At 64.7% G+C, this 12,628-nt stretch carries 8 protein-coding genes; 1 reads left to right on the top strand and 7 read right to left on the bottom strand.

All coding sequences use genetic code 11. The features are described 5' to 3' along the window. Positions 1–43: 43 nt before the first annotated feature. Positions 44–778 carry an SDR family oxidoreductase gene (locus ACVILH_RS21360; RefSeq protein WP_456714637.1) on the bottom strand — a complete coding sequence of 245 codons (735 nt, stop codon included), beginning with the start codon at positions 776–778 and terminating at the stop codon, positions 44–46. Between the two features lie 72 nt (positions 779–850). Between ACVILH_RS21360 and ACVILH_RS21355 the strand changes: the two genes are divergently transcribed. Further along, complete coding sequence (locus ACVILH_RS21355; protein ID WP_456714636.1) at positions 851–1,771, top strand: AraC family transcriptional regulator; 921 nt, start codon at positions 851–853, stop codon at positions 1,769–1,771. Positions 1,772–2,104: 333 nt separating this feature from the next. Here the strand turns inward: ACVILH_RS21355 and ACVILH_RS21350 are convergent, their stop codons facing one another. The 6 genes from ACVILH_RS21350 to ACVILH_RS21325 form a co-directional block, all read right to left on the bottom strand. Continuing rightward, positions 2,105–2,425 carry a DUF736 domain-containing protein gene (locus ACVILH_RS21350; RefSeq protein WP_456714635.1) on the bottom strand — a complete coding sequence of 107 codons (321 nt, stop codon included), beginning with the start codon at positions 2,423–2,425 and terminating at the stop codon, positions 2,105–2,107. Positions 2,426–2,970: 545 nt separating this feature from the next. After that, on the bottom strand, positions 2,971–3,435 hold the full coding sequence (locus ACVILH_RS21345) for a hypothetical protein (RefSeq protein ID WP_456714634.1): 465 nt from the start codon (positions 3,433–3,435) through the stop codon (positions 2,971–2,973). A gap of 161 nt (positions 3,436–3,596) precedes the next feature. Further along, positions 3,597–4,532 (bottom strand): DUF2493 domain-containing protein, encoded by a 936-nt coding sequence (locus ACVILH_RS21340; protein ID WP_456714633.1) that lies wholly within the window; start codon positions 4,530–4,532, stop codon positions 3,597–3,599. 339 nt (positions 4,533–4,871) lie between these two features. Further along, on the bottom strand, positions 4,872–5,921 hold the full coding sequence (locus ACVILH_RS21335) for a DUF7146 domain-containing protein (protein ID WP_456714632.1): 1,050 nt from the start codon (positions 5,919–5,921) through the stop codon (positions 4,872–4,874). Next, the gene (locus tag ACVILH_RS21330; RefSeq protein ID WP_456714631.1) at positions 5,921–10,234 is read right to left on the bottom strand and encodes a strawberry notch-like NTP hydrolase domain-containing protein; all 4,314 of its coding nucleotides are present in this window, start codon (positions 10,232–10,234) and stop codon (positions 5,921–5,923) included. Before ACVILH_RS21330 ends, ACVILH_RS21335 begins: the two co-directional genes overlap by 1 nt. A gap of 201 nt (positions 10,235–10,435) precedes the next feature. Continuing rightward, positions 10,436–12,562, bottom strand: coding sequence for a chromosome partitioning protein ParB (locus ACVILH_RS21325; protein ID WP_456714630.1), 2,127 nt, complete (start codon positions 12,560–12,562; stop codon positions 10,436–10,438). Between the last annotated feature and the right edge of the window lie 66 nt (positions 12,563–12,628).

Genomic DNA, 12,628 nt, shown 5'->3' with positions numbered 1-12,628 from the left:
GCACCCGAAGGGCTGGAGCGACATGAAACGCAAGCGATTTAAGTCAGTCTTGCGCTGTCGGCCGTATCACTATGCTGCCAACATCGATTTCGGGCGGCTGCTCGAGTGCAAAGAGAATGCCTCGTGCGACGGCATCGGGAGGGATTGCAATATTTCCTAGGCGCTTCTCGATGACCTCCTTGACTGTCCGGTCTGTAATCGACTCTCCAAAATTGGTGGCGACCATTCCCGGTGATACCTCTGTGACTCGAAGGTTCGGTCCTGCCTCCTGCCTCAGCGCTTCCGTCGCCGTACGGACTGCATTCTTGGTCGCGGCGTAGACGCCCATTGTCGGTAGTATCTTGAGTCCCGCCGTCGAGACGACGTTGATCATGTGACCGCTTCCCTGCCGCTTAAATACGGGCAGCGCGGCCGCAATCCCATACAGTGTGCCACGAAGATTGACGTCGATCATGGCGTCCCAATCCTCGACACGCAGTGCGTCGAACCGTGAGATCGGCCCGATTCCAGCGTTGTTGATCATGGCATCAAGTTTGCCGCCGCATTTGATAGCCAATGCGACAAGCGCTTCAAGATCTTGACGATGGCGTACGTCCGTCCTCTGGAACGCGGCCTTGCCGCCTGCAGCGGTGATCTCGTCCGTGATCGCTGCGAGCGCCTTCTCGTTACGGGCGCCCAACACGACGAAAGCACCATGTTCGGCCAGCAGTTTAGCGGTGGCGCATCCAATGCCGCTGCTTGCCCCCGTAATCGCAACGACTTTGCCTTCCAAGCTCATTGCCCGTCTCCATTGCGAGTCCTTCCCAGAATGATAGCTAAACGGAACAAGATGCCCTATGCTTCGTAGGCTATGAAGTTGTCGCAATCGTCCAAATTGATGCCCGACCCGCTATCGAATGTTCTCGATGCCCTTGGAGCGAGGGTGACGCGGCGCACCCGCATGGAGGCCGCGGGGAACTGGGCTCTCGCGTTTCCCGCGATGGATCGGCTCAAGTTCGTTGCGGTGCTACGCGGCACAAGCTGGATGCTGCTGCCGTCGCGCGAGCCACAGTTCCTGCAAGCGGGCGACGTCTGTCTGCTCGGACGCACACCCTACGTCGTGGCCAGCGATCCGACACAGACACCGATCGATGGAAAGGTCTTTTATGGAGCTTCTGGCCGCGATGTGACGCGCTTCGGCGGCGATGACACAATCGGGATCGGAGGAACAGTCACGTTTGCCGCTGACAATGCAGGCTTTTTGCTCGACTTGTTGCCAGACTTTCTGCTCGTTTCCCGCACCACACCTGCGTCGAGAGCAATAGCAACGATCCTCAGCCTGATGAACGACGAGCTCCAGAGAGACGGAATTGGCGGAGAAGTCGTCAGTGCACGGCTGGCCGACCTGCTGTTGGTAGAAGCGATCCGCGCTTTTGCGAGCCGGTCCGACCAAGTTGGGGTTGGATGGCTTGGCGCGCTTTCAGATCTCCGGCTCGGTCGGGTTCTTCGTGCGATCCATCAAGATGTCTCACGGCGTTGGACCGTGGAGGAGCTTGCCAATGTCGCGGGTATGTCGCGCGCGGCCTTTTCCGCAACGTTCACGCGCCGCTTAGGGCAAGCACCGCTCGCCTATTTGCGAGCCTGGCGTCTCACCATCGCCCGTGCAGCTTTGGCCAGAGGTGGCGCGACTGTTGCTACTATCGCAAGCAAAGTTGGCTACGAGTCGCAGAGCGCTTTTGCCCACGCCTTCAAACGCGAGTTCGGCATCAGTCCGAAAGCTGGCCTAGCATAGTAAACCGTCTGAGGTAAGCTTCTGAGAGAGGCTGCCTAATTCACGCCGTCTTTCTCGTCAGGCCGGAGACGCTTCGGCGGGTCACTCAGCCCAAGGTAAGCCCCGGTGACGGCCGCTTTGCGCCGGAGCTGACGCTTGTTTAAGCCATAGAACTAGTCCTGGAGCTAATCCTATGGCCAAAGCGAAGTGGCGGTATCACGCCTTAGCGGCGACGGCGGAATTGGTCGCGGGCGGACAAGGAGCGTGTCGTCGCTGTGCCGCTGCAGCTGGGGCCTCCGCTAAAGCACGGTCGATAGCGCCCCGCTCGGGCAAATCGAGCGGGGCGCTATCGTTTCACTCCGCCGACTTCCGCGGCCGCGACCAGAGGAGCGTGTAGCCCTCGCCGCCCTCGTCGTCGAACAGGTTGGCGTAGATCGGGGCGTTGAAAGAGGGATCGTCGAGCTTGAGCGAGAGATAGTCGCGTCCCTCCTCGGAGCGGCGTGCCCAGGCGGCGCCGATCTCGACCCGGCCGGCGTAGACCCGGTGGCTGGGCGCGTTCTCGCTGGAGCGGTTGGCTTCAGGGACGATGCGTACGCCCTTGGCTTTGAGGCTCAGGGTGATGATCTCGCCCTGGAAATCGTCGCCGACCTTCTTGAAGGAACCGATGGAAGCCATGTTGTCTCTCCTTGGTTGGTTCGGGCCACGACCACCGCGGCCTCGATGGCGCATCTCGGGCGAATGGCGAGCGACGGCGCACCCGAAGGGCTGAAGCGACAGCGGAGGACGGCGCCGGCCAACTTTCTTGTCCCGCGAGGAATGGGCTTCAGCCCAGGGGAAGAAAGTTGGCCGGCGGCGTTGCGCTCAGGCGATCGAGGCGTAGCCGGCCTTCGGCCAGATCAAGCCATCACGAGGCAAGGTGCGTCGCTGTCCTGATCAGCTCATAGGAGAAACATCGTGAACTGAGGCAGCACAAGAGGACGGCAGCACCAGGCGTACGATCAGAAATCGCCGGAAAGAAAAGAGCGTCTGGATCGCACTCAATGCCTTGCGAACGCGCGCCGCTTCCGCGGTCCAACCGATCGAGCTGGGTCGAGATCCTCGCCAAAATGGCCGCAAGCTGCGCGGTCGAGCGCTCCTTCAGCTCAAGACGCGCTCATCATGCATACCTGCCATCATCGACGCCCACTCGAGAACCGGGCGGCTTGGCGTCCCCACAGAGTTCATAGCCGCAAGGAACGAAGAGGCTGGTCGTGATCCCGCTCGGAGCGAGACGGGCGAGGCAGTTCGTGACCAAGCAACTGGCGCAAGGCGACACAACACACCAGCAGCGCTCCTGACCATCCGATGATCTCGCGCCAGAGAGGTAACGGGCCGACGAGCAGAGCTAGCCCCAGCGCCGCGTGACGCCCAGCGATCGCAGCGGGAATGAGAAAGGCAGCCGCGACCCCGCCTCGCACCAGAACAGATCCCGAGGCGGCGAACAGAAGCCGGCCAAAGACCAGGGTGAACACGCCTGCGATGAGCCCGGCGAGACATGCCAATCCGACGCCGCTTCCGGCATTCACGAGCGCGATGCCGGTGCTGACCGCGACGAAGAACGGCAGCGCGTGTACTGCAAGGGCAAACAGCGCCCGGCACATCAGACCAAGGCTGATCAGTCCGAGAAGGAGAGCAATGGCAAGCATGGTGGTGGCCTCCGCACATGTCTTTGACGGATGCGCCTTCCACCACCACCGCGGCGCGATCCAAAAGGCATAAATCTCGATTTGGACAAAGTTGCGGAGAGGCGCGCTGACTCGGCGTCTCTCTCCGCTTGCGTTTCGACAAGGGGTTGAGTCGGCGGCGCTCACGCGCCGCCCTGGCCAAAGGTCCAAACGGGAATGCCGAGACGACGGGCCTTGTCAGCGAGGTTGCCCTGGATGCCCGAGCCTGGGAAGACCATGACACCGATCGGCAGCGTCTCTAGCATGGCGTCGTTGCGCTTGAAGGGGGCAGCCTTGTTGTGCCTAGTCCAATCGGGCTTGAAGGCGATCTGCGGCACCTTGCGGTTCGCGGCCCATTTCGAGGCGATCAGTTCGGCGCCTTTCGGCGAGCCGCCGTGCAGGAGGACCATTTCCGGATGCTTGGCGTGGACCTTGTCGAGCCGGTCCCAGATGAGAGCGACGTCGTTGAAGTCCGGCCCGCCGGTGAGTGCGATCTTCGGCCCCTGCGGCAGCATGACCTCGGTCTCGGCGCGACGCTTGGCTGCGAGGAAATCGCGGGAGTCGATCATGGCCGCTGTCAGCGTGCGATGGTTGACCTGCGATCCCGACCGCGGGCGCCAAGGTGATCGCGTGTGGAGCTCGAAGGCCTCGGTCGCGAAGTCGCGGAACAGCTCCATGGCGTTGCGGCGCTCGACCAGTGACAGCCCTTCCGACGTCAGGCGCTCGAGCTCGACGGAGCGGACCTCCGAGCCGTTCTGCTCACGCTGGCTCGCGCGCTGCGCCTGCTCGTTGTCATCGAGCTCGCGTTCGATGCGCATGGTCACGCGGTGGAACAGGTTGACCGTCGACCACAAGAGATCCTTCAGCTCGGGCTCGAGGCGGGTGTCAGAGAGCGTCGCGACCAGGGCGTCGAAGATATCGGCGACTGCGCCTGCGATCATCCTACCCTCGGGCAGTGGCCGCGGATCGGGTTCGTCGTCGAACGGCCGGTAGCCATGGAGCTGGAGTTCGGTCAGGGCATCGTCGGTCGTCGATTGGATGTCGCGCGGCTCATGCGTCTCGTCGTGCGGGGCGGACATGGGGACCTCGTCTTTGATCGTCAGAGCCGCGCCCATCGCGGCCTTCCATAGCGATCTCCAAGACGGCGGGCGGCCCGGACCAGAACCCGCGGCCTTCGGGCAGCGGGCCGGAGCGACAGCGGAGGATGGCGGGGCGCAGCTATTTTGCCTCGCGATGCAAAGGCCCGCTTGCGGGCCGGCGGAAAATAGCTGCGAACCGCCATTGCCGGACCGGACCGGCTGACGTCCGATCGCCTCTGAAGAAGGCCCTCGGCGCGGCCCTCTCGGGGATAGACGAGATCCTCTTGCCCAACCCACGCGTCGCGGACGCCGAACGGCACCCAAGCAGAGGTCGGACGTCTAGGCCGCGCCGACGCCCATGAATCTGACGACGTCCTCCGACAGCAACTGACGCCGTAACATCTCCTGAAGCGGGACTTTCCCATATGCGCGGAGATCTTCGTTGAAGTCCTCCAGACGCGGACAAAGTGCGACCGCCTCAATGCCGGCGTCCAGCGCACGTGTGGTCAAAGCCTTCGCCGCATTGAGACCAGCAGCATCAGGGTCGACAGCGACATAGAGCCGGCGCAGCGTGGCCGGCCACAGCAGCGTCGCGAGATGGCTGGCCGAGAGTGCGGCGACAACCGGCAAGGTCGGCAGCACCGTGCGCAACGACAGCATGGTCTCGATGCCTTCCCCGGCCGCCAGCACATCGTCAGCGACGCCGAAGCGAACGGCATGTCTGAGCAGGTCGCCCATTGCTCGTCGCGGCGTATCGATCGGGGCTTTGCCAAGCCTGCGATCGTCGAAGCCGTCGGGATCGAGCCAGGTTCGATGGACGCCCGTGATACGGCCCTTGAGGTCGGTCACAGCGGCGATCAGCGCCGGCCAAGTCTCCACAATGTCTGTGCCTTCCGAACGATAGAAGCAGCGCGGGTGGAAGCGCAGAGCATCGGCGCTGATCGGTGCGTCGATGCTGCGGTTGGCAAGATAGGTCTCTCCGAGCGTTCCAGGCAGCGGCTGCGCCATCGCAAACAGACGCCTGGAAGCTTTGATCGCGTCGCGCGGGCGGATGGCCTTGGCCTCGACCGGCGGCTCGCGCTGCCACCGCGGCAGCTTCAAGAACCGCCGCGCCTCCTCAGCAATCTCGCGAAAGCTCCGCAGGCCACGCGTCGTCCCGATGATGTCGAGCAGATCACCGTGCTCGCCGGTCGCGGCATCGACCCACTTGCCGGCCGCTCCCTTCGAGGAGGCCTGCAGCCGCACGAACAGCGACCGGCCGGGCGTATTGTTGACGTCGCCAACCAGCCAATAGCGGCCCTCACGCCGGCCGTTGGAGAGATAGTGACGGCAGACCGCCTCGGCCTCACGCGCGAGCCGGCCTGCCAGTTCGGACGCGTCGCCTGCCATCACGTCCGCTCCCGCCCACGAACATCCGCAATCGGAAACCGCTCCAGAACCTTGGCCAGGACCGCAGGGCCACTTGCATCGGTTGGAACGAACATCCTGAGCTTCCAGGAGATGATCTCAGCGAACAGCCCGTAGGCCCTGAGACAGTCCCTCAGGCCTTCGGCAAAGCCGGACAGCTCGATACGGTGCTTCCCCATGACACGGACGCGCCGGAGCTGCGGGCCTTCGGCGAGATCGAGCGCATAATCGTCGCGCAGCAGCGCGGCGAACGCGTCCTCAGGCGCGAGCACGGGAGCGTCCGCCGACATGGCAGTGACCCAGCTGAGCGGCACCTTGCGACCGATGATGCGCTCGCCCGCGTCGGTCTGAAGTTGGTAGACCCGCGTGAACTCCTGCGGCAGGCGCTTCCAGATCGGCAGCAGCAGGCCCGTGACGAGATAGATCGTGCTCGTCGTGAACTCTGGGATCGACGCGAGCTGCGCGCTCCAGGCCGCCTTGAACTGCTCGCGATCCGCTTCGACCCAATCGCGCTCAGCGAGCTTTGCGATCGGCAGAGTCTGACGTCCCATCGGTCCCACGAGATGGACGCGTGGCTCGATCTCTCCGTCGTCGAGCAGCCAGCTCGGCGCCGGCAGTTGGATCGCTGCACGTCCGGATCGAACATTGCACAGCGGAACGGCGCGCCGCTGAAGGAGCCGCTCCAAGGCCTCGTTCAGCGGCATCGGCCGGTTGCGGTCGCGCTGGGTGATGGTGACGAGATGAGTCTCTGCACCCGTGGCCGGATGGCTGTAGATCGTCCTCCGCCCGGTGACGACGAAGCTCTCGGCGCGCAGCGTCTCCAAACCGACGTCCAAGGTCCCGGAGGCGATCGCCCCCTCGATGCGCGCTGCGAGCAATTGCTCAAACACCGTGAACAGGATGTTCTGCAGCTCGATCGTCAGCGCAAGCAGCCGGTTCAGGAACGTCGTGACCGGCGGCAGCTCGTCGCGCAGGCCGTTCTCGTCCGTCAGCTTCAATCCCGTGGCCTGCTCGAAGCGCTCCAGCGAGCAGCTCCCGACCTGGCCACGGACCAGAAGCCCATAGAGCTGGCGCAAGGCATCGCGGGCGTGCGGACTTTCGAGATTGTCTTCAGGTCGGAACAGCCCCTGCCCGCCGGTCTGACGTTGGCCGCGGGTGATGGCCCCGAGCGTGTCGAGCCGGCGCGCAATCGTCGACAGGAAGCGCTTCTCGGCTTTGACGTCGGTCGCGATCGGGCGAAACAGCGGCGGCTGCGCCTGGTTGGTGCGGTTGGTACGCCCAAGCCCCTGGATCGCCGCATCTGCCTTCCAGCCGGGCTCCAGCAGATAATGCACGCGCTGCCGCGTGTTCTTCGCCGACAGCTCGGCATGATAGCTGCGGCCGGTGCCTCCGGCATCGGAGAACACCAGGATGCGCTTCTGGTCATCCATGAAGGCCGCGGCTTCGGCCAGATTCGCGGAAGCTGCCCTGGTCTCAACCGCCATCCGATCGCGGATACGAACGATGCGCCTGGAACGCCCGGTGACCTCGGCGACCACATCGTTGCCGAAGCGCTGGACGATCTGGTCGAGCGCGCCGGGCACCGGCGCAAGTGACGCGAGGCCCTCGATCATCTCCATCCGCCGCGCCACTGCCTCACGACATTCGACCGGCTGGCCGTCGCGAGTCACAGGTCGCGAGGACAGGTTGCCCTCGCCGTCGGTGAACGGCTCATAGAGCTGGACCGGGAAGGAATGGGCGAGATAGTCGAGGACGTATTCGCGCGGCGTGATGTCGACCTGCACGTCTCGCCATTCCTCCGTCGGGATTTCGGCGAGACGGCGCTCCATCAAGGCTTCGCCCGTCGAGACGATCTGGATGACAGCGGCATGGCCGGCGTCGAGATCGCGCTTGACCGCGTTGATCAGGGTCGGCGTCTTCATCGAGGTCAGGAGATGCCCGAAGAAGCGCTGCTTTGCCGACTCGAACGCAGAGCGCGCCGCCGACTTGGCCTGGGCGTTCAACGTCCCATTTGCTCCGGTGATGTTGGACGCGCGCATCGCGGCTTCTAGATTATTGTGAATGACCGCGAACGCTTCGGCATAAGCGTCGTAGATCCTGACCTGCTCGTCCGTCAGCCGGTGCTCGATCAGCTCATATTCGACGCCCTCGAACGACAGCGATCGCGCTGCATACAGCCCGAGCGCCTTGAGATCCCTGGCCATCACCTCCATCGCCGCGACACCTCCCTCCTCGATCGCCGATACGAAATCCGCACGCGTCGCAAAGGGGAAGTCGGCACCGCCCCACAATCCAAGCCGCTGCGCATAAGCCAGATTATGGACGGTCGTCGCACCTGTTGCCGAGACGTAGACGACGCGGGCATAGGGCAGCGCGTGCTGCAGCCTCAGGCCGGCGCGGCCCTGCTGTGACGCCGCCTGCTCGCCCCGATCGCCCTTGCTACCTGCGGCATTCTGCATCGCATGGCTCTCGTCGAAGATGATTGCGCCATCGAAGTCGCGCCCTACCCAGTCGACGATCTGCCGAACGCGGGAAAGCTTCTCGCCCTTCTCGTCGGTCCGTAGCGTGGCGTAGGTCGTAAAAAGGATGCCTTCGCTGAGCCGGATCGGCACGCCCTGGCGGAAGCGCGACAGCGGCGTCACCAGGAGCCGCTCCATGCCGAGTGCTGCCCAATCGCGCTGGGCGTCCTCGATCAGCTTGTCGGACTTGCTGACCCAGATCGCGCGGCGCCGGCCCTTCAGCCAATTGTCGAGCAGAATGCCTGCGACCTGGCGCCCCTTGCCCGCGCCGGTCCCATCGCCGAGGAACCAGCCACGCCGGAAGCGCACCGCCCCCTCGATATCGTCGCCGGCTGCACGAACCTGATCGAAGGTCTCATCGACCATCCAGGAGCCCGCAAGGAATCCACCATGCGCCTCGCCGGCATAGATGAGGCTCTCGAGCTGCGCATCGGAAAGAATGCCGTTGGAGACGACCTGGGGCAGCACATGCGGCCGATAGGTGGGCTTGGGCGGCAAGACCGAGGCCATCGCCGCCGATTGCACCAGCTTGGTCGGATGGGGTTTCGCGTCCGGAATTCGGATCGACTGTAGCCGATACGCCTCATAAAGCGCCTCAGTCAGGCGAGGTCCGTCTTCGGGCAGATCGTCCACGAGTTCATAGGCAAGCTCGCAGCCGGCCGGCTCGCGGGCCGGCGCCGATGAAGCTTCGTAGGCAGCCGGCGGGATGCGTCCTGGTCTCGCACGGTGACCAACAGGCTCCGCCGCCTGCGCGACAAGGCGCCCCGCCATCGGCAGCCGCGGCGGCACGAGCGCCGTGATCCAGTCGAGCAAGGTCCTGACATCCGGTGCCATTCCCGCCGACTGCGGAAGCACGCGAGGATCCGGCGCCGGCTGCTTGTCGATCACGATCAAGCGCGTGGCGGTGGTGGTGCCTTGTCGCGCGTAGATCGAGCCATCCATCGCGGCGGAGAACACCAGACGACCTCGCTCCTGCAGGCAGACGAAAGCCTCCGTCCAGGTCGGGTTGTCCGGCGCAAAGCCAGCGGCCGTGATAGCCACCAGGCGCCCGCCCTCTCCAAGCCGCGCGAGCGCCGAAGAGACATGGCGCAACGTCGTATCGGCCTGGGGCCGATCCACATTCACCGTTGCCGAGAACGGCGGGTTCATCAGGACCACGCTCGGGACGCACGCCCTATCGAGATAGTCATCGATCTGCGCAGCGTCGAAGCGCGTCACGGTCAGCCCTGCGAACACCAGATCGAGCAAAGCGGCGCGGCTTGCAGCGAGTTCGTTGAGCAGAAGCGAGCCGCCGGCGAGCTCCGCGAAGATAGCGAGGCTCCCCGTCCCTGCGGACGGCTCCAGCACCCGATCGGCCGAGGTCACTTGCGCCGCCGTGGCTACGGCGAGCGCCAGCGGCAATGGCGTAGAGAACTGCTGAAGGGTCTGGCTCTCCAACGAGCGCCTGGTATGGCTCGGCAGAAGCGCTGCGATCTTGCTGACCATCGGCAGCATGGCCGAGGGGCTGCCATTGCTGGCCTTGATGATCGCTGGACCGTACTTGGCGAGGAACAGAACGGCGGCGATCTCACAAGCCTCGTAGGCCGTCTTCCAGTCCCAGCTGCCCTCGGCGTCACTGGCACCGAAGGCGGTCTGCATAGCCTGGCGCAGGCATCTCGCATCGATGCGCTCGCCGCGGGCAAGGTTTTGGAGCAGCAGCTCGGCCGCACGATGGATGGCCTTGGCTCGTGCGAGGAGCGCGAAGGGAGCCGTCGGGCAGCTCGTCTCGGTGACCATGGCAAAGAACCTCAAGGGAGAGCGAGGATGCGGAACGGCCGCCGAACGCTCTCTCTTGTCGGGCGACCTCACCCGCGCTGCCCCACCCCTCTCACTCTCCCCTCTCCTCAGTTCACTGATGACCTGCATGACAAAGCCCGGCCGACCTGGCCGGGCTTCCATCATCGCTATCTCCACACTCGGGCCGCTCCGAACAGGGGGTCACTCCGCAGCGATAATTTCCTCGACTTCGTCAGCCCCTTCCGTCGCCTCCTCGTCCTCGCTGAGGAAAGCCGGCAGGCCGTCGCCCCTTTCGCCCTCAGTTGCCGGTGCGACATCGGTCTCTGATCCTCGCAACGGCTCCGGCAACCAGCCGCTGCCGTCGAGCAGCCGCTCGGCTTCGCGCGCCATGTCCGGCTTCTTGAGGTGCTCGATGAGCTGGGCTGAGCCCTCGCCCTTGGCCTCGCGCACGGTCTGCAGGATGCGATGCTTGGTGACGCGCCCGAGATAGTTGTCCACGGTGGGCTTCCAGCCGGCACTGATCATGTCGAGCCCGACGGCGCGCGACAGCCGGCCTGCCTGTTCGAGGCGACCACGGATGCCCTGCGCGGACAGGCGCCCTTGATGCACACGGTTGGCCGGCTCAGAGATCGCGTTCACCGCCTGCGCCGCGCAATGGGCGAAGAGCTCGGCCTGTGCCGTCCCATCCATCGCCGTCAGTGCCGTCCAGAGATCCTTATCGCTCGCCGGCAGCTTCGCCTTCCAGGCCGCGTGACGGGCGGCAATCGCCTTTGCCGGGATGCTGTCCTGCAGACCCGGTGGTTGCTCGGGAAAGCTCGGACAGCGCAGCGAGATCTCCAGACAGTTGAGCGCGGAGCCGAACGGATAGAACGTCGCCAGCACGAAGTTGTGCAGCACCGCCTGGAAGGCGACCTGCGGCTGCTGCCCCAGCGCATCGCGTAAAGCGAGCGTGCGATAGGCCGAAAGCTCGCTGATCAGCCGATCTGGCAAGGGCCTTTCGACCTCCTCCCCTTCTTCATCGGGCACCTCGCTCTGGCCGCCGCCGATCACGATCGTCGGCACCGTTGCCCTGACTTCCGCGTCTGGGGAGCCGGTCCAGCCGTCGCCGTCCGTCCCAGCTTCGGCACGCAGCTGGTCACTCGTCGCGACGACATCATCCTCCGGACGGACAAAGCCGCGAGCGACACGGAGCCGGCCCTCCGAGTCGACGCTGACGAACGCGCCGGCGCGCGCCATGTCCGCAGCATTAAAGATCATGGGCCGTTCCTCGAAGGATTCCAGCGCCTGCTCGATCTGACCGATGCGTCGATCGACCTCCTCCGGCAGCTCATCCGCCTGACCATAGTCGGCTTCGAGCTTGGCCTGTTCCGCCCTCAGCGCTTCGATTGCCGCCTGCTCGCCGGCGGTGAGTTCGGCCGGTTCACCCTGAAGCTCGCGCAAGCCATGCGTATGGCCGAACGGGAAGTCGACGGCGGCCGCGATCCACTTCCAGCCCTCGGCGCCGATCCGCTCGGCCTCGGTCTGCAGCTTCTCCGCCACGAGGCGATCGAGCAGGGCAACATCCTGCAGCCAGCCGCCGTCATCAGCCTCGAACAGATCCCGCAGCACCACCCCGCCTGCAGCCTTATAGGCGGCGAGCCCGACGAATTGGACCCTGCGATCGAAAGCCCGAACCGTCTGCTCCGTGAGCTGGCGCCGGATCTGGTACGGCGCATCACAGCCGGAGCGGCAGACCTTGTCCCAGACCTCCTGCTGGCGCGCATGATCGGTCGTGACCGTGAAGGCCATCAACTGCTCGAGCGTCATGCCGTCGGTCGCGTAGATATCGAGCAGTGCTGGCGAGACAGCGGCCAGCCGCAAGCGCTGCTTTACGATCGCAACCGTTACGAAATGCCGCGCCGCGATCTCCTCCTCGCTCATGCCGCTGTCGCGCAACGCCTGGAACGCGCGGAATTGGTCGAGGGGATGCAGACCGATGCGCTGGTCGTTTTCGGCCAGCGAGTCATCCAGAGCCGAGCCCTGATCCCGCACCACGCAAGGCACGGCTTGCGTCTTGGCCATCCGCTTCTGTTTGACCAGGAGCTCCAGCGCCCGGTACCGCCTACCGCCCGCCGGCACCTCGAACATGCCGGTCTCCTTGCCATCGTCATCCAGCACGGCGCGAACGTTCAAGCTCTGCAGCAGCGTCCGCTCGGCAATGCTCTCCGCCAATTGTTCGATCGAAACGCCCCCCTTGATCCGGCGGACGTTGGATTGGCTCAGGACGAGCTTGTTGAAGGGAATGTCGCGCGACGGCGACAGCGTGATCTTCTGGGTAGCCTGGGTCATGGGTCGTTCTCCACGACGGGCGGCCCAAGAAACTCTCTCTCAGGCCTTCAACCCGTCGCAGAGCAC

It is taken from the genome of Bradyrhizobium sp. USDA 4353, assembly GCF_054063215.1.
The sequence above is the reverse complement of the archived record's forward strand: the minus strand, read 5'-3'. Positions and strand labels throughout refer to the sequence as shown.